This window comes from Natrarchaeobius halalkaliphilus (assembly GCF_003841485.1).
Taxonomy (GTDB): domain Archaea; phylum Halobacteriota; class Halobacteria; order Halobacteriales; family Natrialbaceae; genus Natrarchaeobius; species Natrarchaeobius halalkaliphilus.
Map to the genome: position 1 here is coordinate 103,137 of NZ_REFY01000007.1, position 25,293 is coordinate 128,429.

Here is a 25,293-nt window from a genome sequence, read left to right on the forward strand (position 1 = left end):
TAATGATTTTATACCGATAACTTCCGTCACTCATTAGCGTTCGGACCGAACGACGACAAATTTATTAGGTCGGGCTAGTCTTCCACTAGTATGACAACTGGAGGCGACGCTGTCGCGCGAGTACTCGCTGAGAACGGCGTTTCGGAAGCGTACGTACTGCTCGGAAATCAGACGGTAACGATCGCGGACGGGCTCTATGAACGCGACGCTGACGTGATTACGGCCCGCCACGAGTACAACGCGGCCGTGATGGCGGACACATACGGCCGGCTCACCGGCGATCCAGGGATCGCAATCACCGTCGCCGGACCGGGCGGGACGAACGCGTTGACCGGTGTTGCACAGGCCTACACCGCGGCGTCCCCGATGATACTCATCAGCGCCGTCCTTCCGGAAGACGAACACACCGAAGCACTCCACGGAGTCGACGATCAACACTTCCTTCGAAAAGCGTTCGAACCGGCAACGAAGTGGAGCACACAGGTCCACGATTCGGCTCGGCTCCCCCAGGTCGTCGCTCGAGCGTTCGACATCGCGACCAGTGGTCGACCTGGTCCCGTGTTTATCGGCGTCGACGAGGACATTCTGCGATCCGACGTGGAGATCCCACCGGCTGCCTTCGATCACGAATCCCACGAGACGCCCGCTGTCGCCTCATCCGACGTCGCGGACGCGCTCGAGCCAGTCCGAGCCGCCGAACAACGCTGTCTGTACGTCGGCAAGGGAGTCCTGCGGGCGTTCGCGAGCGACGACGTCGTCGAAATCGCGGAGTCCCTCGACGCCCCCGTCGTCTGTCCACGACACTACCCCGACGCGTTTCCGAACGACCACCAGCTGTTCGCCGGCACCGTCGGAATGTCGGACCACCCCGCCGCAACCACCGCGCTGGCGAACGCCGATGCCGTCCTTTCGCTCGGCGTCCGAACGAACTCACACGAAGCGGCTGTACTCGGTGATCGAACGCCAGACGATACCGACATCGTTTATCTCGACGATCCGCCGTACGAGTTCCCCGCCTCGAGCGCGACCGAGGTGGTCTCGGGCGATCTCGGTCCGGCACTCGCTGACGCTCGTGCGGCACTCGACGGGAACGCCGGCGAGACCGACGCCGCCTACGCACGGGCGGTCGGAGAAGAGAGTGATCGGGTCTCGGCGGAGATCGACGCATATCTCGAGGAAGTTCGCTCGCAGACGCCGGTCCATCCGCTCGTGATCATGGCCGAGCTTCGCGAGGTGGTCGACGACGACGTCCTCCTGACCGGCGACGCGGGTGCGGCCGGCGGCGCGTGGCCGAACGACGCCTTCGAATACCGCGAGCCAAATAGCTTCCAGCACTCGCGTCTCTACGATTCGATGGGGTTCCCGGTTCCGTCCGGCAACGCCGCGAAACTGGTCGATCCCGACCGCCAGGTCGTCAATCTCATCGGTGATGGCGGCTTCCTGATGTGCAACATGGAACTCGCAACTGCAGTCGAAACCGAAACCGATGCGGTAACGATCGTGTTCAACGACGGCAAGTACGGAATGATCTGGAACTACCAGCGAAGCGCGGGACACGCCGAGGTCGCCACCGACATCCCGACGGTCGACATCGCCACGATGGCGGAATCGTTCGGCGTTCGCGGCATCCGCGTCACCGAACCCGATGAGGTTCGACCGGCGCTCGAGGAGGCACTCGAGGCTGACGAACACGTCGTGCTCGACGTCCGAATCGATCCGACCGCGGAGTACGTCTCGGGGCGGATCTGGTAGCGGTCAAAACGATCAATAAGAATTAAAGATCTACTGGGTTGGACTCGAGAGGATACTCAGTCAGGAAGGTACGAGAGATCCCAGAGGTGATCGATCGAAACCTCTTCGTCGAGCCAGCCGATGTCGACAGCGAGCGAATTGATCTCTTCGAGACTTTCGGTCATCGGTGATGCCGAGTACGTGTAGTAGGGTAAGTCGACGTACAGTTCCGTCGGGGTCTCGACGTAGCCGGCTTCGGCGATCATCTCGAGGGATGATTCGGGATCGTCGTTGAACCGGTCGACGGCAGTCGAGTAGTCCTCGAGGAACAGTTCGACGACGTCGCCGTTGTTCTCGAGGAACTGCGTCGAGAACCACAGCTCCATCAGATCGTGTTCGAACCCGGTCGAATCGATGACGTCGAAGACCGGTTCGAGTCCGGTTTCGTTGATTCCGGTGTGGTGGAACGGCTGTGGGAACATCGCGGTATCGACCTCGCCACCGTTGACCGCTTCGGGCATCGACGGGAACGGCGTCACGACGACTTCGACGTCGGTTCCGACCTCGAGACCGGCCTGGAGCGCGGCCGACTGGGCCCACATGTCACAGGAAGACCGGGGCGCACAGATGCCGATTCGGGTATCCTGAAGCGATTCTTCGTTGAGCCCGTCGATATCGGAGTCAGGCGTGACCAGGAACTCCTCGGTAAACGTCTCTTCGCGACACTGCGAGACGTTCGCGACGACGGTCATCGGAAGGCCGCTTTCGGTTGCGAAGATCGTCGTGATCGCGGCCGCGGTTCCGGCCTGAAGCTCACCTGCCTGGAACGCCTGGAGCCGTTCGTCGTTCGCGCTGAACGGGATGAACTCGGCTTCGTACGCCTCACCCCAGTGATCGAGTTCGTCGGAGATGACCTCCATCAGCCAGAGCGGTTCCTCCGCTGCGATACCGTGGCCGAGCGTGATTGTCGGAATCGATCCATCGCCGTTACCGGTGTCGTCGTCCGTCTCTCCGTTCGAATCGAGACAGCCAGCGAATCCAGCGGTCAGTGCTGCCCCCGAGGACAGTATCGCGGCTCGCCGTGAAATGTGACTCCTCCCACCATTACCTGATCGTACTGGCATGTGCAAAGGTATTAGATTGTGAATTTATAAGTGTTTCCCCGCGGGAATCGGATTCGTCAGTGAGAGCGCGATCGTAGATCGCCGTTAGTTCGAAGCGATCAGATCTGAGCGACAGTGTCGGGACGCTACGAGTCGGCCGGCGGTTCCATCAACTCGACGTAATTCCCGTCCGGATCGCGAAGATACGCGATCTGTGCGCCGTTGCCAACCGTCTCCGGCTCGTTAACGAACTCGACATCCGGAGCGAGGTCGTCGTACAGGTTCCAGATATCCTCCACCTCGAGACAGAGGTGCGCAACCCCGACGTCGTGACCGGAAGCTTCGTCGTGGACGTTCTCGTTCGGTGGTTCGTCGTATGCGATCAGCTCGATCGAAAACCCGCCGGCATCGAGAAACGTGATGTCGCCTTCGACGCCCTCGACGCCCACGATATCGCTTTGAACCTCGCTTATCGGAAAGCTCCGGTCGACCTCGAGGCCCAGCGTTCCCTCGTAGAACGCGATTGCCTCTTCCATATCCGCTACGTTCAACCCGTAATGTGTTGCACTACCGACCATGAGTAAATTCGTTCGAATCACGGTGGCGAGCACACATAATTGTTGTGTCTCTTTCGGTCGTGCGGAGACGTTTCATCGGACACCGTCCGAAAGCACCGTACACGACGAGGTTCGGAGCTGAGAACACCGAGGACGCACGGTGTGAGAGATAGCTGTAATGACAGTCACGAAGAATGGTGAAAATCGATTACCGACGGTCGGTTTGTCCGGATTAGCAGAGAGATTCCAGCGACGAACTGGGTCGGGACAATCGGAGCGGGTTTCGGTGAGTAGTTAGATTTTTATTGGCCACCCAGAATGGGTATATCAGGGCGTACATGACAGAAACGACTTCAACGGACAGCGATCGATCCCCGCTTTTCGGGTCGACGGGGCGACTGACCACCGTCGGCTCGAGAACCCGGGACACGCTCGTGAACTATGCGCCAGTGTTGGCCCTGTTCGTGGCGTGGGAACTCGCGGGGATAGTAAACGCGTTGCCGTATTACTTGCCGGCACCGTCCGTGATCGTTCAAGAAATCTTCGAGTTGCTACAGGACGGCGTTCTCGTTCCAAACGCCTCCGCTTCACTCCAACTCGTCTACGTGGGTTTCTTCGGCGGAGCGGCGCTGGGGATTCTCTCGGGGCTCGTCACTGGACGGGTCGACACGCTCGGCAAGCTGTTCGATCCGCTCATTTCGATCACGTACCCGATCCCGAAGATCGCGCTCTTTCCGATCTTTCTCATCTGGTTCGGACTCGGGTTTACTTCGAAGGTCGTCGTGGTATTTCTGGCTGCGTTCTATCCGACGTACATATACACGTACGACGGCGCAAAGGGCGTCAACGATCTCTACATCTGGTCGGCGCGCAATTTCAACGCGTCGCGTACGCGAGTTTTCCTTACGGTCGTCCTGCCGAGTTGCTTGCCACAGATACTGTCGGGACTGCGCGTCAGTCTGGCACTCGCGTTCGTCGTGATCTTCTCCGTCGAGTTGATCGCGTCTCAGATCGGACTCGGAAGCCTCATCGTGTCGGCCCAACAGAGTAACAATTTCGAGCTGATGTTCGCCTCGATCGCGGTAATCGGGACGCTCGGGTTCGTTCACGACCGCGCGTTGCTCCTCGTTCGAAATCGTATCCTGTCGTGGAACAGCGGGGGTGAAGAATAATGTCTTCGAAGACACAGACCGCTTCCGGACTAGATCAGTTCTCCTCGTGGCTGCAGGGGTCCTCTCGAGCGCTCGGACTCGTCTCGGTGCTGTTGCTTCTCGCTGTCTGGCAGGCGACCGCAATATACGTCAACAATCCACTATTGTTGCCCGACATTCCAGCCGTCTCAGAGCGATTGTGGGAGATGTTTCTCGTGGATCGATCGGTCTATCCACACATCTGGGCGAGCCTCTATCGGGTGGCGGTCGGCTTTATCGCCGCCGTCCTGATCGGCGTCCCGCTCGGTCTGTTGATGGGGTCTTCGAGTACGGTCGAGTACCTCCTCGAGCCCTACATCAGTACGCTGTATCCCGTGCCGCGGATCGCGTTCTATCCGTTGTTGCTCGTTATCCTTGGATTCGGTCACTCCTCGAAGATCGCGATCATCTTCGTCGAGGCGTTGATCCCGATAATTCTTGGGGCGTACTACGGCGTTGGCGGCGTCCAACAACGGTATCTCTGGTCGGCTCGCAACTTCGGTGCATCCCAACTACAGACCTTCCGAGAGGTTATTCTTCCGGGAAGTCTACCGTACATCTTCTCGGGCATTCGGATGGCGATGCCGATCGCGATCATCGTCACCGTCGTGACCGAGATGATCTCCGCATCACAGGGAATCGGCTACCTCATCATCTATTCACAGGCGTCCTTCGAACCTGAAACGGTGTTCGCGGCCGTCATCGTGATCTCGGCCATCGGAGTCCTCTTCGACCGGCTGCTCGCGGTCATCCGCGAGCGGCTCCTGTTCTGGGCAAAGGACGTCAGTATGGACATATAGACGACGGTCCGGAGACCCACTTTCGTCACATTCAATACGCGGGACGAGTAAACACACCACATGGATACTGGAGATCTCTCACCTGGTGCATGTTGCCTTCACTGCCCGCACCGAAAGCCGGTCGCTGGTGGCTGCGATCACACGATCCGACAGGCCTTGATCAGACAGCTAGCCACCGAAAAAGACGCCATCTGTCCGGTCTACCAGGAAGAACGTGCTCGAGCGATGGCCGAGCTCTCGGAGACACTTACTCAGTAACCAGCGGTTCCAGTCCCAGCCCGAACGTATCGATCGGTGACCGACAGTATAATTGTCCTCCCCACACAGGTATCGAACGTCACAATGGCAGTCATGAATCCGACGCCGGAGGACATCACCCTTCGCGGAATCAACTACGAGAGCGACGATGGAACCGAATTCGACGGATTCGAACTCACGAGCGACGTCTCCACGTTCGAGGGACGAAACGTTGGCGTCCTCTTTTTACACGGACTCCGCGGATTCGCCCTCGGTGCCGGCATCTCGCCCGTCGCGCATCCGCTGGCTCGAGCGGGCGTTCGCTGTCTCACGATCAACAAGCGAAACAGCGGTAAGGGATACGTGACGTCGGACTTCGCTGAGATCGATCGCGACATCCGAGGAGGCGTCGAGTGGCTCCTCGATCAAGGCTGTGAGGACGTCGTCATCTGGGGCCGAAGTCTCGGCGCGACCGAAGCGGCATATTACCAGGGAAAGCGAAACGACGACGACGTCGACGGGCTGGTACTGGCCGCACCGTTTGCGGACATTCGCGAGCGATCGACGCGCGGCTACTTCGAGGCGATTTCGGACGAGCCGGACGAGGCGTACGAGTCGTTCGTCGCGGACGCACGCGAGCTCGTCGAAGACGGCCGTGAGACGGAAATCGTCGCGTTACCGCGACCGGTCGGTGACGATATCGAATACATTCCGATGACCGCCGAAGCCTTCCTCTCGTACCGATCGCCGGAAAGCGCGTGTGCGACGATCGACTGGGTGCCGAAGATCGACGTTCCGAACCTGCTGGTGCCACACGCCGCGGATCGAAACGTAACGCCCGCAGAAGCGGAGGAGATAGCCGACGCGTATCCCGGATCGACGTCCGTCGACGTTCATCCCGTCGAGGCCGATCACTTCTTTACGGGAGCCGAGTCCGAGGTGGCCGGCGTCACCGCCGACTTCCTACGGACGCTCTAGATCGAAGCGAGAACGATTCCGGCGAACGCGCGAGTCGGACGGCGATACGACACTATCGAAAGCCGGCTACGGTTCAGCGATGGCGACTTCTTCTTGAAGCGTCTGCCAGACTTCTTCTCGGCGGGACCGGAACGCCTCGGATTGTTTGAGCGACGAGTCGCGTGGGCGCTCGAACTCCGTGAGATCTACCTCGAGTTTGATCGATGCCGGCCGAGCGGTCAGAACGAGTACGCGGTCGCTGAGGAACAGCGCCTCGTCGATACTGTGGGTGACGAACACGCAGGTCTGTCCGGTCCGCTGCCAGATATCCAGCAGTTCGTTCTGCATCACTTCACGGGTCTGTGCGTCGAGCGCACCGAACGGTTCGTCCATTAGAAGTACGTTCGGATTGCTCACCAGAACGCGCGCCATGGCCGCGCGCTGTTGCATCCCACCGGAAAGCTCGGATGGATAGGCTTCCTCGAATCCCTCGAGGCCGATCATGGAGATGAACTCCTGGACGGCTTCCCTGCGTTCGTCCCGTGGGACTCCCTGGATTTTCAGTCCCCAGCCGATGTTGTCTTCGACGGTGAGCCAGGGATAGAGGACGCTTTCCTGAAAGACCATACCACGGTCCGGACCGGGCTCGTGTACGGTCTCACCTTCGACCAAAATGTCGCCGTCCGTGCGCTCGATAAACCCGCCGATCATGAACAGGAGCGTACTCTTTCCGCAGCCGGACGGGCCGAGAATGCTAACGAACTCGCCGGACTCGATAGTCGCAGTAACGCCGTCGACCGCAACGACCTCGGAGTTGTACACCTTTTCGACGTCCCGTAGCTCGATCTGGCTCATGGTAGTGTGGAGATATCGGATGGTACTGACTCCGCGTATATTATTCTATCCATCCATCGAAGCGGCGCTGATCTCGACTGCGACCAGCGCCACGCTTAACTCGAGCAGGAGGTCGTGCACGGTTCGTGGTGACCGGGGACAGTCGATGAGCGGCCAGTGAGCGGTCGATGAGCAGCCAACGAGCGGTCGACCGGTAGTAGTCTTCAGGAGTTGTGTCGCATCTGAATATTGATCTCGACGATGTTCGCCGCATTTTTGACGAGTTCGGGAATTTCGTCTCGGAATCGGTCGCCCTGCAGCCGACTCATCGGTCCACAGACGCCGATCGCAGCCACCACGTTCCCATCCGGGGCGTGGACGGGCGACGCCACACAGCGCATCCCACGAGTTACTTCACTCCGACTGAAGGCGACCCCACGGTCGCGGATCGTCTCGAGATCATCGAACAGTTCGTCGATGTCAGTGATCGTATCCTCGGTTCTCGCCGGAAGCCCGTGCTCCTCGACGATATCGTGGACGTCCGCTTCGGAGAGGTGTGCGAGAATCGCTTTCCCCTGTGACGTACAGTGAAGATACTCCCGCTGGCCCGGCTGAATGGTCGTTTCGATCGCGTTCTCCCCTTCGGCTTTGGAGAGGTACACTCCGTATCCCTGCTCTTTCACGACGAGACGGGCGAGCTCACCCGTCTCAGTCGCTATTTCCTCGAGAGGGTCCTGTGCACACTGGTAGACGGGATTCTGACGTTTTGCGAACTCGCCCAGCTCGAGAAGGTGAAGCCCGAGGCGGTACTCCCCGTCGTTCTCGGTCACGACACCCTGGCTCTTGAGCGTACTCAAATACGTGTGGACGGATCCCTTGGACATGTCGACGCGGTTCGCGAGCGCCGTAACACCGGAACCCTCCTGGTCGTGAAGCGCCGAAATTATTCGAAACGCATTATCGACGGACTTGATCCGCCGTTGTCCCCCACCCGAGTGTTTGCTCATATCGGTGTATAGGATCTCAGCGCTAAATAGTTTGCTAATAGCAAACAACACGTCTGGTTGGGAGGAGTACGCACGCCGAGTAGTTCGGCAGGCTACCGTACTTTGGCGGTGTCGTCGAAGTTTGTTTTGCCCAAACGCGGTCGATTCTGGGGTGAGTCGCCAGTTGCAGCCGATCAGTCGGGGTATTTTACATTCGTATTATCGTAAAATCATACGGGCGGTACCAGCCAACGTGTTTGGGAACCACAAACAGGAGCGAAACCGACGGTACTGAACAGCACCGCACTGGAGAGCTCAGTTCGGTGAACGGACGAGAAGACGACCGGATAGACTCCCATCCGGCCACGTGGTCACGACAAAAACCGATCGTCGGGGCATTCAAACCGTGTATCGCTCGAGCGAGGATCGGATATCGGCGATCTGGTTTCGCTGTGACTCGGTCAGTTCGGGAATCGTCCGTACGTCCGTCGCGACGGCGTCCGCGTTTCGACTCGCCTGATCGACCATCGTCGCGATTTCGTTGGTGCTGGCCGCCTGGGTATCCGTCGCCGTAGAGATCTCTTGGATCCCCTGTGACGTCTCCTGGACAGCGTCCACGATGGATTCGAATCGCTGCTGTACCGTCTCAACTTGCTCGATCCCGTCATCGACGACCATAGAGGCGTCAGCGATCTCGTCGACGGCCCCGCTGGCGTCGCTCTGGATCGTACGAACCGTCGCTTCGATATCCTCGGCGTGCTCTTTCGACTCCTCAGCGAGACTTTTGATTTCGTTCGCGATCACGAGAAATCCGTCGGTCGTGTCGTTCGATCGTGCAGCCTGAATATTCGCGTTGAGTGCCAGCAAGTTGGTCTGGTCGGCAATTTCGTCGATCACCGCGACGATCTCGTCGATTTCGGTGATCCGATCGTGAAGCTGCTCGACATCGTCTCGAACAGCGTCGGTAGTCTCATCGAGGTCGTTCATCGCAGTCAGTGCGTGATCGGCCGCGTTTTGTCCGGATTCAACCAGCTCTTCCGCCTGAACGCCGGACCGTTCGATTTCGTCGGCCGTCGAGGCGATCTCCTCGATCGTTGCCGAGAGGTCAGCAACCTCGTCGTCGACGGTCTGCATTCGCTCCGACTGTTCGACGACTGCATCACTGATTCCGACCGTAGTCTCGGTCACCGACTCCGCCGACCGCTCGAGATCCTCGACCTGTTCGACGACGTGCGTCGAGAGCTGTTCGAACTGATCGGCCAACGCGTTCAGTTCGTCCTGAACAGCTACCAGCGACTGATCGACGTGCCCATCGCCACTGAACGTCGCCCGAGCGGACTTATCGCCGTCCATAATGGCCGATACCGTTGACTCGAGTTCCTCTACGAGTGCTTCCATTTCGATCGCCCGCATGACGTCCTCCGTTCGATCGGTGACCATCTCGGCAACGCCCACGAGTTCCTCGTCGCGATAGAGGGCAACGGCGCTGAACCGAATGTGTCGTTCACTGCCGTCCTGGGCGACGAACTGTGTCTCATCACGGTAGACCGGTATTCCGTTCGCCTCCGCTCGTTCGATATCGAACTGCTCGTGTGCCGTTCTGGGGGCTTCGAGGACCTTGTCCGCGAGAAGCTTCTGGCGACGATCGTCGGGGTACATCGCCTGACTTGCCATCTCCTTGGATTGTGCCTCGGGTTCGGAAACCCCAGAGAGTTGCTCGAGTGCAGCGTTCCAGTGGATAACGCGACGATCACGGCCGATCGTAAAGATCGGTGTATCGATACGATCGAACGCGTACCCAAGGGAGATCGGGAGATCGCGCTCGTGGGAACGCTCCAACGGTTCCCCGTCTCCGTCGGCAATGGACGTCCCGCCATCCGTATAGAGTGGTCGTACGACGTTATGAGGTGTTGCTGTATCGAGACGGGAATTATCGGTTGGCGATCGAACTGGCAGCTCAGACTCGAGACGTTCGACCAATCGCTCTCTGACGAGTTCAACTGCCTCCTCCGGAGTTTCCGAAACGGACGCAACGCGGGAGGGATCGCAAACGTCAGTTATCGCGTCGATAGCGTCTGTTCGATGTCGTTCGTGGCTATCAAAGGATCCAACGAGCCCATGAGCCACATTACAATCAACTCCCGAACGACCCGCTGGAAAGTCCAGTCCAACACGCATACTGAACGTAATATGGTAACATCACCTTATAAATATTGGCAAGCAAGTGAATGGTTGTGAAAAACGAGACGCACGCTGTGATGGAACCGAGGTCGTGTGTCAGTGTCAGAACACTGTTCATGGGTAATGACAAACAGTATCAGACACTATCCACGGTATTTCCCGCGCACGAAAGCTGAACAAACAGTGTACGACATGTGTCATCAACCCGATACAGAAATCGGAGTTTCAGTTTCCCCACTATCGTGCTGACCAAGCGAGTCGATATCTGCGTTATAGTCGGCGTGGGAAATCGGTCATACTCATCGATAGGGTCACGTATACAAAATCTATAATTGAAAGATTATGCTTCTACGTTTGATATTTTTTGAGTGTATCGAGGAGTAGCACGAACGGAAAACAGTGACGGTCCCTGCGGACGCGATCAGATTGCGAACAGGGGTGATCAGACCTTTCAAGGTCTACAAAGCGGTTCAAATGCTATTCGGAACGAGATTGGAAGCGGCCCATCATAAAATCCGAACTGAGCGGAACGGTATCGAAATACCCAACGAATATCGGTTATCGGCCGATATCAGACCGGAAACGAGCTCACAGCGACAAGCAAAAGTAATCTGTATGCAGCATTACCAATCACTGGCGACGAGAATGGATCAGCCGAAGAAGCGACTCAAATAGCTTTACTGGAATGTCATATATAGAATATATTCTACGAGACATACTTGATATGTTATCTCTGAAAAGAAGCTGGTTGGCAGGGAAATCAAGCGTGATGTTAATACACTCCACCGAGAATCCACAGCCATGCGAGTGATTCGCGGTGAGACACAATCTCTCGAAGCGGACACGGCAGTGACGATCAGTTTACTCGAGCGAACGGCTCACGACCGAACGCCCGTCGTTCGAGTATGGCACCCCCACCGTCAGGTCGCCTTCGGGCGGCGTGACACAAACGCGAGGCAGTACGACAGTGCGCGTCAGATCGCTCGCCGGGAAGGGTTCGAGCCCGTCGAACGAACCGTCGGCGGTCGAGCCGTCGCCCACACCGGAACGACCGTCGCGTTCGCTCGGTGTGTGCCGATCGATGACCCTCGAACCGGTCTCAACGAGCGATACGAATCGACCAGTAGCGACGTTCGCACAGCACTCGTCGAACTCGGAGTCGACGCCAGGCGTGGCGAACCGGACGACTCGTTCTGTCCCGGAACGCACTCGTTTCGCGCGAATGGAAAACTCGTCGGTATCGCCCAACGAGTGCGAAACGACGCCGCTCTCGTCTCTGGAATCGTACTCGTCCGTGACCACGGAGAAATTGCACGCGTGCTCTCACCGGTGTACGACGCACTCGAGGTACCGTTCGATCCACAGTCGGTCGGGAGCCTCGCACGCGCCGGTGGCGAAACCGATCCAGCCGTCGTACGAAGCGTTCTCGAGGATGCACTGACAGGAACGAGTTGTCCATCGATCGAATGGGTATGATTCAATGGTGACAGAAACGATCGCCAACAGGCACGGCATTTCGCTCCGTCGACTGTGGATGAGGACGTTCACGGTTCGAACTGTGGACGAATCGCGAAGAGTGGTGTCGACGGTGTGGGTTCGTTATTCCATTAGTGGAATGCTAAACGAATTCGATATGCTTATCCGATGCTTCGGGGAAGGGTGTCGTATGGTCGATCAGCACTCAGCATGGAGCCGATCGTACGCACAGCGGGCGGTCACGCTCGATTCAGTTGAAACGCGACGAGCGAGGTTCTCCGATCGAGGTGACAGATGACAGCGAGTGATGATTTCGAAATCGAGACTGACCAGCTCGCAGACGCCGTGACGGCGTTCGCTAATGGAAATCCAATCCTCGCATACGACAGCGCGGATCGGGAAAACGAGGTCGACATCATCTATCCGGCAGCTACTGTCGAACCACAGGACGTGACACGACTGCGAAACGATGCTGGAGGATTGATCTGTGTCGCACTGTCGGATACCGTCGCAACGGCGCTCGAGCTTCCGTTTGCGCGAGACACGCTGGATCATCCGGTCGCGGCCAGCGAGGAGCTCAAGTACGACGACCGGTCCGCCGCTTCGATCACGGTAAATCACCGCGACACGTTCACCGGAATTACCGATCAAGACCGATCAGTGACGATCAACAGACTCGGTGCTCTCGCCGCTGATCCAACGACGGAGGCCTTCGTGGAAGAGTTCAGATCGCCCGGTCACGTCCAGTTGCTTCGCGCTGCGCCGAACCTGCTCGCGGATCGGCGCGGGCATACGGAGTTTGCAATCGCACTCACGGCGAAAGCGAATCGGGCTCCCGTCGCGGTCGTCTGTGAAATGTTAGACGACGAAACTGGAGGAGCGCTGTCGCCGGCTGCTGCGAAGCGTTACGCGGCGTCCGAAGAACTGGTATACGTTGATATGAGCGAGCGGTAATCGATCCCGCGAGACGAGATTTTCCGCACGGTATCGAACGCTGGAAGTACCGAACGGACCGACGACGAATAGGTACGCGAACTCCACCAGTCAAGGCCGGTATCGCCTGGACTCCTAGAATTACACGACTATCGAACGAGAACGTCTCTCGTTTCCGGTACCGAGGGTCCGGCGGTATCGGAGAGCGACGGTGCCGGACGACCACGCTGATATTGAGATCGGCTCGAGAAGCCACCCCCGCATAGTTCAACCGACGAGACCGCCACGAGGTTCCATCAAGCAGAATGAGATTCCTGTTATGCAGAACACGGTCGATCAGCTTATTACACATGTACTAATGTAATGAGATAGTCTACGGAAACGGTTTCAACATCGGCGGTCGGATCAGTGAACGACTGAGACAGGCCGATTCCGGGGGCCTTGGCGACACCCTGAGACAGAACGGCGGGCACACTCCGTCGTCTGCCGAACGAGCTCGCCCGCGAACGGATACGCGGAATGAGTCGGGAGTCCTGAATCAGTGCCCGGTGTTCGGAACGCCAGCTGCGACGTCGGTAGTGGACGTCGATCCATATCGGAGAGTGTTATCGATACTATACACCCACACAGAACATATATTACAGCTATCAGAATTAAAGTTGTGTATACAATAATACACTGAACGAACGATCCGCATCGAGCCGTGTCGAGCGATGGGAGCAGTCTCGTCAGAGGAGCCACGATGAGCTGCGACAGAGTGACCAGTACGCAATCGCTGGTGTGGACCGACGACACACCCGATGGAGAAACGTTCGATACCGATGAGAGGACAGTATCTCGATGGCTCGGTTTCGAAACGAAAACGTAGAACCCGTGTGAGCTGAGCCCCGAATCTCCGAAATAGTTATAATGAACTGACCGAAACGCAGGGAACCAACGATGGGGAACCAATATCTTCTGGGAATCGACGTCGGAACGTCCGGGTCGACCGGCGTCATCGTCGATCGAAAGTTGAACACGGTGGTCTCCGAGTCGACAGAACACGACGTGCTCACCCCGAATCCAGGATGGGTAGAACACGACGCCGACGAGATGTGGTGGGCCGACGTCGTCCACCTGTCTTCCCGATTGCTCGAGCGAAGTGGCCTCGATCCAGCGGACATCGCCGGCGTCGGAATCAGCGCACTGCACGCTGCGATGGTCCCCGTCGATCGGAGTGGCGATCCACTTCGGCCTGCGATCCTCTATGGAGTCGATACGCGAACGACCGACGAGATCGAACTCCTCAACGAACGAATCGGGACGGAGCGGATCTACGGCGTCTGTGGAAATGCGCTGACGTTCCAATCGGTCGGCCCCAAAATCCTCTGGTACAAACGAAACGAGCCCGAACGCTTCGAGCAGACCGATCAAATTCTCGATGCGACGGGGTATATCGTCTCCCGGTTGACGGGGACCTACACGATGGACAACGCCATCGCCGGCTACTTCCACCCCCTGTTCGATCCGACAGCACTCGAGTGGAACGACGAGATGATCGACGCCCTCGGCATCACGAAAGACCTGCTGCCGGAGACGCAGTGGTCGACCGAAATCGCAGGTCATGTGACACCGGATGCGGCAGCGGCGACCGGACTGACAGCGGGGACACCGGTGATCGTCGGAACCGGTGACGCCATCGCCTCGCTGGTTAGCGTCGGTGCTGTCGACGACGGTGACTCGATATTCATGTACGGAACGACCGGCGTCATCTTTACCACGCTGGACGAAGAGCGCCGACCCGAGGGACTGTGGTCGTTTCCACACTGTCTCGAAGGAAAGTATACAGCCGCAGGTGGAATGGCAACGTCAGGTGCCATCGTCAACTGGTTCAAAGACGAGTTCGCCTTCGAAGAGCGACAACTCGAGGACGACACCAGATCGGCCTACGAGCTACTCGACGAGCAAGCAGCGGCGATCGATCCCGGCTCCGACGGACTTTTATTGCTACCGTATTTCAGTGGAGAACGAACACCGATCACCGACGAGTCAGCTCGTGGGACGATCACCGGTTTGACGCTCTCGCACACGAAAGGACATGTCTACCGAGCGATACTCGAAGGTGTGGGGTACGGGTTCAGACATCACCTCGAGGCGATGCGAGAGGAAGGCGTCCCGGTCGACCGGGTCCGTGCGATCGGCGGTGGCGCACAGAGCCCGCTGTGGCGTGAGATCGTCAGTGATATTACGGGAACTACCCAAGAGTATGTTGCCAAATCGGAGGGTGCACCGCTTGGAGGTGCGTATCTGGCAGGGATTGGAACGCAAACTATTGGTAGTGTAGAGGATCTGAGAGGAGAAGTTACGGTCAGTAACAAAACAGAACCAGACCCAGAAGCGAACGAAACGTATGACGACTATTATGCTGTCTATCGAAATCTATACCCCTCAATGAAAAATTCTATGCACCAATTAGCGACGTTGTCCAGTGAACAATGAACGGTAATTCTTATTTATTCAAATGAGTTAATTTCGAATACGTCATCAGTCAACTGTCGATTCGTTATCTATTCAGATGAGTAACAAGGGGAAAAGTTAATTAGCTATGGTCGGAAATCGGAGTGTATGTCGACGACTAGCTTGTATAAGGAACTCGAATCACTAGATGAACCTCTCAGACTTGGAATCATCGGAGTCGGTCGAATGGGCCAATCGATCTCGGTTACATCCGAGCGACTCCGTGGAATCGAGATCGCTGCCATTGCAGACATTGACCTCGAGCGTAGCTGGGATACGATGCACGCGATGGGTCACGACGAACAAGCAGTTCGGACTGTCGAAACCGTTGATGAAGCTAGGAACGCACTGAAAGCAAATGGCAAAATAATAACGACTGACAGCTTTATTCTCCCCAAACTTGACGGACTCGACGTCATTATTTGTGCGACAGGTGTCCCTCATATTGGAGCGAAGATTGCATTGCGAGCGATTACCAACGAAAAACACGTCGTAATGCTCACTGACGAGGCAGATGCCGTAGTTGGCCCGTATTTGAGTATGCTCGCGAAAAAAACGGGCGTAACCTACTGCGGAGCTGCAGGCGATGAACCGGGCGCAATTCTGGAGCTATATAATTTTGTTAAAAGTTGTGGGTTCGAGGTGGTTGCAGCGGGAAAAGGAAAGAACAATTCACTAGATAGAAATGCAACTCCCAAAGCGGTAGCCGAAGAAGCAAAAGAGAAAAAGCTGAATCCAGAGATATACACCGCTTTCGTCGACGGAACGAACTCGATGCTGGAGATGACCATGGTTGCGAACGCGACGGGACTTTCAGTCGATAAACGGGGACTCCATGGCCCCGAAGTTGATGATGTACAAGATCTCGCGAACGTTTTTTCGAGTACAGGAGAAGGTGGAATCCTCTCGCGAAATGGGGTTGTCGACTATGCATTAGGTGGAAATGTCGCACCGGGAGTGTTTGTCGTTGTGACTACAGAAGATGACACCATTCAAGACGACCTCGAGTATCTCAAGCTGGGTACCGGCCCGAATTACGTGTTCTACAGGTCGTATCACATCCCCACAATCGAACCATTGCTTAGCGCTGCTCGAGCGGAACTCCATGGCGACGCCAACTTAGTGCCACAGGAACCAGTCGTGGATACCATTTCGGTAGCCAAGCAAAATCTGGCTTCTGGCGATGAGATCGATGGAATCGGCGGTGAAACTGTCTATGGGCTTGCAGAAAACGCGAATACCGCTGCTGAAAACGACTTGGTCCCAATCAGCCTTATCAGGGGAGCAACCCTAAGACGAGATGTCGAACAGGGTGAACCAATCCAGTACAGCGACGTGGAACTACAAGACTCGGAACTCCTCCACCTCCGGAAATTGCAAGATTCCTACTTTGAGTTATAATATTAGCTCCCATCAGCAATGAGAACAATAATCAGGTGATCGTAGAGTCGAATTTCGGATGGTGTACTGGTAAATAATTGTCGCGGAACAGTTCGATCGCGTATACTCAGAAAACAGAATACTTTCAGTGGCGATTGAATCCTTTATATACTATGGTTGTGAAGTAGCACCAGATACTGATGAAACGGTGGCTGCGAAAAAGACAAAATTCACCCGACCCAATTGACTTTAACTGGGTCAAAAAGAGCGTAAGTCCCGAAAGTTCGAGTACTAAGAGTGTTTCTTTCGATGGCAATGAGTACAATTGTCGGTGTGTTTCATCTCCAGGTGGAGACTGGATGGCAGCATTTGGACTCTCTAAGACCCGTTCTGAGCAACGCCTATTTATTTTCGAAAATGGAGAAATACACTCGACTACTAAGCTAAAGCATCCTCACAGATGCGCTATCGCGAACAACGGGTTTACCATTGTCGGAGACAGGGGGGATCCCCGACGGCTAAATGGAATAATACTGATCTATGATCAAAGATCGAACGAGTTGATGTCGCAGCGGTACAGTTCAAACATCGCCGTAGTCGATATGTCTGACGACGGTAAATATGCCGCAGTTGTAACTATGGAACCAGACTGCAGAACATATATATACTATTTGCCAGATCGTCGCCTGGTTACCGAGCACGATAATCAAGAGTCAAACATACATCGAATTCGATTTCAAATTGATGAAGAATTCCGGCTCTATATGTCTAATGATGATGATGCAGAGCCACTGTATGGAGTGAATTTGGAAGGTGATACTGCCTGGAAGAGTGACCGATTTCGTAGTCCCCGTAGCGGGATTCTAGACCGGGTCAAAGGCTACCTGAAAAGATAACCCGTTCAGACTGTTACCACCAACCGCTATCATTTGTTTCAGGGTGTCATAGAATACGTCTCACACCCCCCATCTGGTGATTATGTGGGTCTCGTTCTACACTTCACTCCCTAAAAACGCCATCTCAGATTTAAAGTCTCATCGCAGTACCTGGAATATTCTGATTGAGAGCCATTGTATGACGCCCTCTTTGTTTTGAAGTTAGACGATGGGTGTTATTTCACGGAGTTTATAAATACACCTCCATTCAAGTCGATAGGTACATACTGATGAGATAAAACGACACCACAGGTACCACATCAGTAGTAACCTATAATGCCACGGAAATAGTGATAGACACATGGACGACTTGCCGGAAAATGAATATCTGAAGACCGCTATTACTGCAGCGAAAAGCGTGGGAGACCTGCAAAACGAGCACTGTGGAAACATCGCTAAATCAGAATTCAAGTACAAGTCTCGGAGAGATCTGGTTACAGAAACAGATATACAATCAGAGAAAGAAATTATTGACATTATTGCCACCAAGTACCCCAATCATACGATCGCTGGAGAAGAAACAAAGGGTGTACAGGGGGAATCTGATAAACGATGGGTAATCGATCCGATCGATGGTACGACAAATTATTATCACGGTGTTCCGTTTTACGCAGTATCAATCGCATTCAAAAAAGACGGGGAAGCCGAGATAGGGGTGGTGTATTGTCCATCAACGGACGAAACCTATTGTGCGATTAATGGAAACGGAGCATATTACAACAACAAACGTATCACAGTATCTGGAGAAACAGATTGGGAGAGGTCGCTTATTGGAACAGGTTTCCTCTCGAAACACATAGTGGATGAAGAGCTACTGGGAGTTTTGCAAGTAGTGGTTAACACTACACATGGAATACGGAGATTTGGATCAGCAGCAGCGTCACTAGCGATGGTGGCGAGTGGCCAGATTGAGGGATACTATCACCCGTATCTAAACACGTGGGATATTGCAGCAGGAGTGTTGATGGTAAAAGAAGCAGGTGGGACCATTGAGACGTTCGAAACAGACGAGGGAGACAGTTTGCACGTAGTTGCAACTAACGGTAATATTCAAACGGAGCTTTCAAGATTGTTCACATCTTCCGTCACCCATCATTAGTAAGTATTTTACTAATCTCGTAATATTACGATACATAGATTCGTATTATATTTAGAATTATTTACACCTTTTTGGACCTGATTATAACACAATAGCTAAATGTACGCCTATTGGATGGGATTCCTGTAAATACATTCTCCCCCTGATAGAGAACGCATCAACAGGCGAAGTAACAGTTTGAATCACCGCCCGTACCAGCAGTATAGTATGGTGCGGTACGATCACACCGAACTAGACCAACGTTTGTTGGCCATATAATATGAACACCAGTACAGACACGAAAGAAAATTACACCAATATGCATCAACTTAGGACAGTATCTGAGAATAAAAAAGCGAACAGTAGCAAATATATGCCGACGAAAACGGCTGATGAAGCAAACACTATTGAATAATTGAAAGTGGCGAGAATGAAACCGAGAACTGCTGGTGCTGTGGTTTGGCCGATTCGTTTCAGCACATACAATGTGTTTACGATACCAGCTCTGTGCTCATTATCCGTTAGAGACGTCACAGTACCTTTCATCACAGGGTCGAGGACGGCATCACCAGCGGTGTGACAAAGGATTAAAATCGCCAAGACGAATAGATTGTTCACGAACGGTAAAAGAAAGAGCGCGAATCCGGAGACAAAAAACGAGGCGAATAAGACCTGTTTTCGTTTGAACCAATTGAGCAACTCGCCGGAAAACGGGGACGCCACAACGTAGACAGCACCAGGAATTGAAAGCAAAAGTCCGACCTGAAACAGGGATGCCTCGAGAGTGCTAACAGCAAAAAGTGGAACAAAGATCACCAGTGCATATCTAGTAAAACCTCGAGTGAATCCACCGAAGACCAGGATTGCCAATGAGGGTTCTGATATTTTCTTCCGAATTGTCCAGGCGTATTCCGTAACGGCAGAACGAAGAGTACGCTCGTCTATTTTATTTGGTAGTGGTTCGGAAAGGGATAAGTGAACGATCCCAACTACGGGAAAGACAAAAAGGAACAGAATAAAGGGATAATTCCACCTAATTTCTGCTAGATAACCAGTTGCAACGGGAACAAAAATCATACCCAATCCGATCATACCCACTCGTATACCTTGCCCAGCAGAATTTTGTCTTCCCTCGAAGAAGTCACCTAGGAGGGTCACAGTTAGCGGATAGATTGCAGCTGCTCCAGTTCCAAGGACCACAGCAAGAAAAAGAAGGGTGGAGAAAGACTGTGCGAAAAACATGATCGTCCCAGCACCACCAAATAAAATGAGAGACGGAAGCAAAACAGTTCGTCGACCATATATATCAGCGACGGCTGCAGCTACGGGAATAATTAGAATCGAAGGCAATTTGTACACCGTAATAACATACCCAATTGTCCCTTCAGAGACCCCCAATCCAGTAGCAAGACCGGGCAACGCAGGAGGCAGAAGAGTTCCGATTGTAGCAGACACTGATACTAGTATGATAATCCCAAAGTTTTTATTGGTTAGTAAATCAGCATACGACACACCAGAACGAGAGCGTTCAGTAGTCATATGAGTAATAAAATCGAAATCGAGCACGCACAGGATCGTCTTCGGACATACACATAGTGGAATTTTGGATATAAGAGCCTATTATCTGAATCTCGGGATTGGCACCGACCACCACACTGTGGACCTGAACGGATGAAACAACTCCATAATTTACTGAGAGGGGTTACACTCGACGGGGAACAGATGAATAGAGAGAGAATGCGCACAAAGAAGATCATACTATTTCACCCTTAAATTAATATATTCAGTGAGAATTAAGTACCTCGTTGATCGATCCCAATGAATCCAAGATGTAATCAGGCAAAGTCGATGAGTTCCGCTCAACACGTCTGTTGTCGACACCGCTTTGGACTAACACAGTTGTCATTCCCGCGCGCTTGCCCATCGCAATGTCTGTATCAACGTTATCCCCTATAACAAGCCATTCCGAAGGCGACGAGTCGACCGAGTCCAATGTTATGTTAGCCATAGACTCGTTGGGTTTTCCGACGACTATATCCGGATCGCGGCCCGATGCTGCGACAATCGCTGCAATAATAGCACCAGTTCCAGGGGCGATACCAGAGTCGGTTGGGCTAGAACGGTCCGGATTTGTAACGATGAACGGGATACCCGTGTCAAGAATGTTTAAGGTCATTTGTAATGTGTTGAAATCAAATGAACGATCTTTTCCAACGACGAGAGTTTCAGCATCACAAGGATCTGAGCTTATCGCTACGCCACGTTCGGACAATTCATCGCGCAGAGGGTCCTCTCCAATGACAAACGCAACCGCATCTGAGTACGCCTCAGAAACATATGATGCAGTTACTGATGCGCTGGTAAGGATTTCGTTTCGATTGGTCGACACACCCATACTTTCTAGCTTTTCTACACACGTGCGTATTGATTTTGTAGAAGAGTTTGTGGCAAAGACGATATCGAGGTCAAATGATCGCATTCGGTTGATTGCCTTCACAGCACCAGGAATCGGTTCATTGGAACGATACACTGTCCCATCTAAATCTATAATAGCTCCGTCCATGTGATGTGTGCAATTCTTTTACCGGGACTTAATGATTTGGATGGGTATGCAGCAGCAATATGTAAAGAAGGGTGAGAGTATATATTACTGTTAAGATGGTCTTTAGATGAACAGTAGAAAGGAAGTTTGCTACCTCGCAAACACATCGTACGGTACAGTAGTCTCTGCGAGTCGGTATACACCAGATCGCACGACAGCTGTGCACCAGCATTCGAATCGTTACAGTAATCAGCATAACCGTGCTATCCAGAATAGCACGAAATCCCAGTACTACAACGTACTGATTAAACTCGGTAACTCTTCAGCAATTTGATTCTGTTCAACGTGACCGGCGGCTCTTGAGTGTGGATCGGGGCCACCGTCATAGAGCACCTGAATCGCGCGAAGACCAGCATTGGTTGCCCCATTTATATCGGATTCAATACTATCACCAACGTAGACCGCCTCCTCCGGACTTACAGCTAATTCATTTAGAATGGTTTTGAAAGAAAGGGAGTCAGGTTTACCGCTTTGAATCTCGCCTGTTGCCAAAGCTTCGTCAAAGAGATTATCCCAACCCAGGGTCGCAAGCTTTTCACGCTGAGCGCGTTCTGGACCATTTGTCAATAGGCCAATAGAATACTCATGAGAGAGTTCTTCTAACATAGCCACCACGCCATCAAGGGGCAGTATGGCTTCAGCCGTCACATCACGGTATGCTGCTGCTGCTGCTGCTGGATCGATGTCATCCTGATCCGCAAGTAGTTCCGCAAAAATTGGCTCGCGTGTTTCATTTGTTAAATATTTCTTATGGACACTCAAATATTCCTCATTTGTTAGAGGGGGTGCACCAACCTCATCTGTAGTCGCAGCTAAGCGAGCGTTCCTATCGCGATCAAACACGACAAGCGTGTTATCTAGGTCAAATATAACAGTCTCAACCATAGCAATTTCAACGAGTTCACCAGTGATGAATGTTTCTATAGAAACCACCAGAATGAACTCGAGAGAAAAATCACAATCAGTGTACATCTGTACGTCAACCAACCGAAACAACGTTTCCCGAACTTTAAGCCGACCGATCAATCAGGTGAAAACCGGAGGCGTAGCTACTAAATTCACTGAGGCCAGTGTGTTCAACGATCAGTGGCAGTCCATGATTGCTTATACCCCTATTTTAACAAAAAAGTCGGTTCATATTATCGTCTGTGAACCGATATGGTCGTGATGTTTTTTATATATTATAGGATAGAAACATGTGGCATGCGTGAGTTACTCTTCGACAAGAAGGGGCAAACGCCCAAGACGATTAGAAGCCATCTCCAAACTACCTTGAGAAGTAACGCTACCGTTCTTGGCAAACCAATACGACTCAGTGATCTCATCACGATCCGATAATGGAACGAGAAAGACTGTTGTACCCCTTGAGGAGATCTCTGCCAGTAAGTAAGACTGTGGGAACGAACAGACTGCAGGTGCGATTAGTTCCAGGTAATTTTCCGTATTGGTAACCGCTGGAAGATGATGATGGCCCGAAACCACTAAAGGTGATGAATTAGCTGGCAACGAATCAACAAGAGAGGTTCTATTTTCTATCTGGAACTGATTCCAGGGGTAGTCAACGGTATGTTCAGGAAGTAGAGAAAGGTTGTGATGCAGTGTAACGATAGTGCGAGAAACGTCCAAATCGAGGCCACTGATGTAATCTAGCTGCTGCTGTGAGATTTTTCCCGACGCCGTATTTCTGAGACAGCCATCTGGGGTACACGAACTGTTCAAAGAAATCACACTGGTCTCGTTGAATTCAGTCACGAACGGATATCCATCACCGCGAGGAGTATATCGCCGCTTGAATTCAGTATATAAAAGCGACCTGTGCTCGTCGTGTTCTTTGGGGACGTCGTGATTTCCAGGGAGTGAAATCCAAGGAAACTGAAGTTGTTCGACCATCGTGTCAAACAAATCAAATTCTTTAGGACGCCCATCGTGGGTCTGATCACCAAGAAATACGACGCCGGAAACATCCCTTGCATTGATGTCCGAAATCAGTGTTTCGAATAGCTCTTCAGTTCTATGGTACACTTTGCTAGTTCCGAATCCATCTGTTGATAAATGGATATCAGCGACGAAAGCAAGGCGTGTCAACTGTTGAGATCGTGGCTTTCGTAACTTTGCAAGTACTGGGCCAGGTTGTTCGTCCGGAAAATCGTGAACAGTCATAGAGTTATGTAGTCTTCGACCGGAAATATGCAGAGACAACTTCACTGATCGCGACAATAACTAGAATTGCAATCAAGATCGTAAGCACCGCATCCCAATTGAAATAATTTACGCTCGTGTTTAGCTGGACTCCAATTCCTCCAGCACCGACTAATCCAAGGATGGTTGCAGCCCTTACATTTATGTCCCACCGGTACGTCGCGACGCCGATGAACGCTGGTTTAATTTGGGGAACGATTCCATAAACCAAGATATCAAAGCTAGATCCACCAGTTGCAGCAATCGCTTCTACTTGATTCGGATCTATCTCTTCGATTGCTTCAGCTAATAACTTAGATACGAATCCGATTGATCGCATAGCAAGCGCAAGAACCCCTGAGAGAGCACCAGGACCAAACACCACCACGAATATCAATGCCCATATTATGACATTAACAGATCTAGTGAACGAGATTATGAATTTTCCCAAACCATACGTGATTTTGTTGGGTGTTGTGTTTCTCGCTGCGAGAAAAGCAACAGGTAACGCAAGCAAAATCGCCAGTATCGTGCCCACAATAGCCATATTGATAGTTTCAATCAGTGGGCCCATGATCTCGTGGGTGTATCCAATATCTGGTGGGAACATTCGTCCGAGCAGATCCTGAATCGTCGCAGACGCAGTCCACATATAATAGAAGTTCATGTCCAAAAATCGCCATGACACGATCACAACAATCAAAGAGACCGCAAGGCTCAGAAAACGCGTCAGACGTTGTCTGAGTGAAAAGCGGTTCCACTCTCGATGCTTCCGTGAATCGTCCTGTTGGCCGGCGTTGTGGGGTGTGCTACTTTCAGACATTATTGTACCTTGTTACGAATCCATGCGCTGAACATTTCACCGAGTAATACGATTGCAACGATGACCAGCAAAATTGCAAGGGTGAAATCATACTGATACGTATCGAACGAGAGCATCAGTGTCATTCCAATACCACCAGCACCGACGATGCCGACAATGGTGCTGGCACGAATATTGATATCCATTCGATAGACGGTGAGACCGATAATACGTGGCATCACTTGCGGAAGAATGCCATAGGTTGCTACCTGAGACCGCGACGCACCGACTGCTCGAATAGCATTTATCTGGCCCTCATCAATGTCTTCAAGATCCTCCGAGAGAAGTTTTGCGAAGAATCCAGGTGTCGCAATCGTGAGTGCAAGTATACCGGCTAACGGTCCAAACCCAACCGCAGTAACAATAACAATCGCGAGCACAAGCTCGTGCAATGCTCGCGAAATCATTACTATTGACCTGCCAAATAGATAGACCGGTTTCGGTACCAGATTCCCAGCCGCGATAAACGCGATTGGAATACTGATCCCAACCCCAATCACCGTCGCAATAACGGCCATGGCAAGCGTCTCGAGGATTCCACTCCAGATTCGCGGACGAGTGCTGTCACCATAATCAGGAGGGAACATCTCAGTAATCAGCATCTGGCTGCTTTCGATTCCAGCTATAAACCTCTCGAAACTGATCCTGAGCTCCCACACACTCCAGATTAAAAATAGGAGAATCGAGAGATAGACAACGTACTTTACAAACTTATTATAAAATAACGAAGGGCGTTCCCAGCTCTTATTTTGCGAGAGTTCATTATCAGTAGACATA

Annotated in this window: 20 protein-coding genes; 9 read left to right on the plus strand and 11 right to left on the minus strand. The window is 53.1% G+C overall.

The annotated features are described in order from the left end of the window. Positions 1-90 precede the first annotated feature (90 nt). Positions 91-1,752, plus strand: coding sequence for a thiamine pyrophosphate-binding protein (locus tag EA462_RS16170; protein ID WP_124179611.1), 1,662 nt, complete (start codon positions 91-93; stop codon positions 1,750-1,752). 56 nt (positions 1,753-1,808) lie between these two features. Here the strand turns inward: EA462_RS16170 and EA462_RS16175 are convergent, their stop codons facing one another. Both EA462_RS16175 and EA462_RS16180 read right to left on the minus strand, forming a co-directional pair. After that, complete coding sequence (locus EA462_RS16175; RefSeq protein WP_124179612.1) at positions 1,809-2,855, minus strand: ABC transporter substrate-binding protein; 1,047 nt, start codon at positions 2,853-2,855, stop codon at positions 1,809-1,811. A gap of 125 nt (positions 2,856-2,980) precedes the next feature. Continuing rightward, on the minus strand, positions 2,981-3,412 hold the full coding sequence (locus EA462_RS16180; RefSeq protein ID WP_124179613.1) for a VOC family protein: 432 nt from the start codon (positions 3,410-3,412) through the stop codon (positions 2,981-2,983). A gap of 317 nt (positions 3,413-3,729) precedes the next feature. Here EA462_RS16180 and EA462_RS16185 point away from each other — a divergent pair, with 317 nt between their 5' ends. The 3 genes from EA462_RS16185 (at position 3,730) to EA462_RS16195 (ending at position 6,596) form a co-directional block, all read left to right on the plus strand. Then, positions 3,730-4,563, plus strand: a complete 834-nt coding sequence (locus tag EA462_RS16185; protein ID WP_124179614.1) for an ABC transporter permease — start codon at positions 3,730-3,732, stop codon at positions 4,561-4,563. Then, positions 4,563-5,381: an ABC transporter permease gene (locus EA462_RS16190; RefSeq protein WP_124179615.1), complete on the plus strand. Its 819-nt coding sequence runs from the start codon at positions 4,563-4,565 to the stop codon at positions 5,379-5,381. The genes EA462_RS16185 and EA462_RS16190 overlap by 1 nt, the downstream gene beginning before the upstream one ends. Before the next feature lie 342 nt (positions 5,382-5,723). Continuing rightward, the gene (locus tag EA462_RS16195; RefSeq protein WP_243641456.1) at positions 5,724-6,596 is read left to right on the plus strand and encodes an alpha/beta hydrolase family protein; all 873 of its coding nucleotides are present in this window, start codon (positions 5,724-5,726) and stop codon (positions 6,594-6,596) included. 66 nt (positions 6,597-6,662) lie between these two features. Here EA462_RS16195 and EA462_RS16200 read toward each other — a convergent pair whose 3' ends face one another. From EA462_RS16200 to EA462_RS16210, 3 genes are all read right to left on the minus strand, one after another. Continuing rightward, positions 6,663-7,430, minus strand: coding sequence for an ABC transporter ATP-binding protein (locus tag EA462_RS16200; RefSeq protein ID WP_124179616.1), 768 nt, complete (start codon positions 7,428-7,430; stop codon positions 6,663-6,665). Positions 7,431-7,633: 203 nt separating this feature from the next. Next, positions 7,634-8,416 carry an IclR family transcriptional regulator gene (locus EA462_RS16205; protein ID WP_124179617.1) on the minus strand — a complete coding sequence of 261 codons (783 nt, stop codon included), beginning with the start codon at positions 8,414-8,416 and terminating at the stop codon, positions 7,634-7,636. 378 nt (positions 8,417-8,794) lie between these two features. After that, entirely contained in the window at positions 8,795-10,234 is a 1,440-nt protein-coding gene (locus tag EA462_RS16210; RefSeq protein WP_165872114.1) for a methyl-accepting chemotaxis protein, read from the minus strand. Positions 10,235-11,377: 1,143 nt separating this feature from the next. Between EA462_RS16210 and EA462_RS16215 the strand changes: the two genes are divergently transcribed. From EA462_RS16215 to EA462_RS16235, 5 genes are all read left to right on the plus strand, one after another. Further along, on the plus strand, positions 11,378-12,052 hold the full coding sequence (locus EA462_RS16215; protein ID WP_124179619.1) for a lipoate--protein ligase family protein: 675 nt from the start codon (positions 11,378-11,380) through the stop codon (positions 12,050-12,052). Positions 12,053-12,346: 294 nt separating this feature from the next. Next, complete coding sequence (ribB, locus tag EA462_RS16220) at positions 12,347-13,006, plus strand: 3,4-dihydroxy-2-butanone-4-phosphate synthase (RefSeq protein ID WP_124179620.1); 660 nt, start codon at positions 12,347-12,349, stop codon at positions 13,004-13,006. A gap of 918 nt (positions 13,007-13,924) precedes the next feature. Beyond that, positions 13,925-15,463: an FGGY-family carbohydrate kinase gene (locus tag EA462_RS16225; protein WP_124179621.1), complete on the plus strand. Its 1,539-nt coding sequence runs from the start codon at positions 13,925-13,927 to the stop codon at positions 15,461-15,463. Positions 15,464-15,589: 126 nt separating this feature from the next. Continuing rightward, positions 15,590-16,882, plus strand: a complete 1,293-nt coding sequence (locus EA462_RS16230) for an NAD(P)H-dependent oxidoreductase (RefSeq protein ID WP_124179622.1) — start codon at positions 15,590-15,592, stop codon at positions 16,880-16,882. Positions 16,883-18,097: 1,215 nt separating this feature from the next. Further along, positions 18,098-18,895 carry an inositol monophosphatase family protein gene (locus tag EA462_RS16235; protein WP_124179623.1) on the plus strand — a complete coding sequence of 266 codons (798 nt, stop codon included), beginning with the start codon at positions 18,098-18,100 and terminating at the stop codon, positions 18,893-18,895. Positions 18,896-19,198: 303 nt separating this feature from the next. Here EA462_RS16235 and EA462_RS16240 read toward each other — a convergent pair whose 3' ends face one another. From EA462_RS16240 to phnE (EA462_RS16265), 6 genes are all read right to left on the minus strand, one after another. Continuing rightward, positions 19,199-20,386, minus strand: a complete 1,188-nt coding sequence (locus EA462_RS16240; RefSeq protein ID WP_165872115.1) for an MFS transporter — start codon at positions 20,384-20,386, stop codon at positions 19,199-19,201. Positions 20,387-20,657: 271 nt separating this feature from the next. Further along, on the minus strand, positions 20,658-21,437 hold the full coding sequence (locus tag EA462_RS16245; RefSeq protein ID WP_124179625.1) for an HAD-IIA family hydrolase: 780 nt from the start codon (positions 21,435-21,437) through the stop codon (positions 20,658-20,660). Between the two features lie 270 nt (positions 21,438-21,707). Then, complete coding sequence (locus EA462_RS16250; RefSeq protein ID WP_124179701.1) at positions 21,708-22,361, minus strand: HAD family hydrolase; 654 nt, start codon at positions 22,359-22,361, stop codon at positions 21,708-21,710. A gap of 327 nt (positions 22,362-22,688) precedes the next feature. Further along, a complete protein-coding gene (locus EA462_RS16255; protein WP_124179626.1) occupies positions 22,689-23,636 on the minus strand; it encodes a metallophosphoesterase family protein in 948 nt (315 codons plus the stop codon). 4 nt (positions 23,637-23,640) lie between these two features. Further along, positions 23,641-24,477, minus strand: coding sequence for a phosphonate ABC transporter, permease protein PhnE (gene phnE / locus EA462_RS16260; protein ID WP_124179627.1), 837 nt, complete (start codon positions 24,475-24,477; stop codon positions 23,641-23,643). Continuing rightward, positions 24,477-25,292 carry a phosphonate ABC transporter, permease protein PhnE gene (phnE, locus tag EA462_RS16265; protein WP_124179628.1) on the minus strand — a complete coding sequence of 272 codons (816 nt, stop codon included), beginning with the start codon at positions 25,290-25,292 and terminating at the stop codon, positions 24,477-24,479. Before phnE (EA462_RS16265) ends, phnE (EA462_RS16260) begins: the two co-directional genes overlap by 1 nt. Position 25,293: the final 1 nt, after the last annotated feature.

What these genes read in the sequence shown, in the direction of transcription:
- EA462_RS16170 (WP_124179611.1), top strand. Translation starts at nt 91, where the DNA reads ATGACAACTGGAGGCGACGCTGTCGCGCGAGTACTCGCTGAGAACGGC.
- EA462_RS16175 (WP_124179612.1), bottom strand. Translation starts at nt 2,855, where the DNA reads ATGCCAGTACGATCAGGTAATGGTGGGAGGAGTCACATTTCACGGCGA.
- EA462_RS16180 (WP_124179613.1), bottom strand. Translation starts at nt 3,412, where the DNA reads ATGGTCGGTAGTGCAACACATTACGGGTTGAACGTAGCGGATATGGAA.
- EA462_RS16185 (WP_124179614.1), top strand. Translation starts at nt 3,730, where the DNA reads ATGACAGAAACGACTTCAACGGACAGCGATCGATCCCCGCTTTTCGGG.
- EA462_RS16190 (WP_124179615.1), top strand. Translation starts at nt 4,563, where the DNA reads ATGTCTTCGAAGACACAGACCGCTTCCGGACTAGATCAGTTCTCCTCG.
- EA462_RS16195 (WP_243641456.1), top strand. Translation starts at nt 5,724, where the DNA reads ATGGCAGTCATGAATCCGACGCCGGAGGACATCACCCTTCGCGGAATC.
- EA462_RS16200 (WP_124179616.1), bottom strand. Translation starts at nt 7,430, where the DNA reads ATGAGCCAGATCGAGCTACGGGACGTCGAAAAGGTGTACAACTCCGAG.
- EA462_RS16205 (WP_124179617.1), bottom strand. Translation starts at nt 8,416, where the DNA reads ATGAGCAAACACTCGGGTGGGGGACAACGGCGGATCAAGTCCGTCGAT.
- EA462_RS16215 (WP_124179619.1), top strand. Translation starts at nt 11,378, where the DNA reads ATGCGAGTGATTCGCGGTGAGACACAATCTCTCGAAGCGGACACGGCA.
- ribB (WP_124179620.1), top strand. Translation starts at nt 12,347, where the DNA reads ATGACAGCGAGTGATGATTTCGAAATCGAGACTGACCAGCTCGCAGAC.
- EA462_RS16225 (WP_124179621.1), top strand. Translation starts at nt 13,925, where the DNA reads ATGGGGAACCAATATCTTCTGGGAATCGACGTCGGAACGTCCGGGTCG.
- EA462_RS16230 (WP_124179622.1), top strand. Translation starts at nt 15,590, where the DNA reads ATGTCGACGACTAGCTTGTATAAGGAACTCGAATCACTAGATGAACCT.
- EA462_RS16235 (WP_124179623.1), top strand. Translation starts at nt 18,098, where the DNA reads ATGGACGACTTGCCGGAAAATGAATATCTGAAGACCGCTATTACTGCA.
- EA462_RS16245 (WP_124179625.1), bottom strand. Translation starts at nt 21,437, where the DNA reads ATGGACGGAGCTATTATAGATTTAGATGGGACAGTGTATCGTTCCAAT.
- EA462_RS16250 (WP_124179701.1), bottom strand. Translation starts at nt 22,361, where the DNA reads ATGGTTGAGACTGTTATATTTGACCTAGATAACACGCTTGTCGTGTTT.
- EA462_RS16255 (WP_124179626.1), bottom strand. Translation starts at nt 23,636, where the DNA reads ATGACTGTTCACGATTTTCCGGACGAACAACCTGGCCCAGTACTTGCA.
- phnE (WP_124179627.1), bottom strand. Translation starts at nt 24,477, where the DNA reads ATGTCTGAAAGTAGCACACCCCACAACGCCGGCCAACAGGACGATTCA.
- phnE (WP_124179628.1), bottom strand. Translation starts at nt 25,292, where the DNA reads ATGTCTACTGATAATGAACTCTCGCAAAATAAGAGCTGGGAACGCCCT.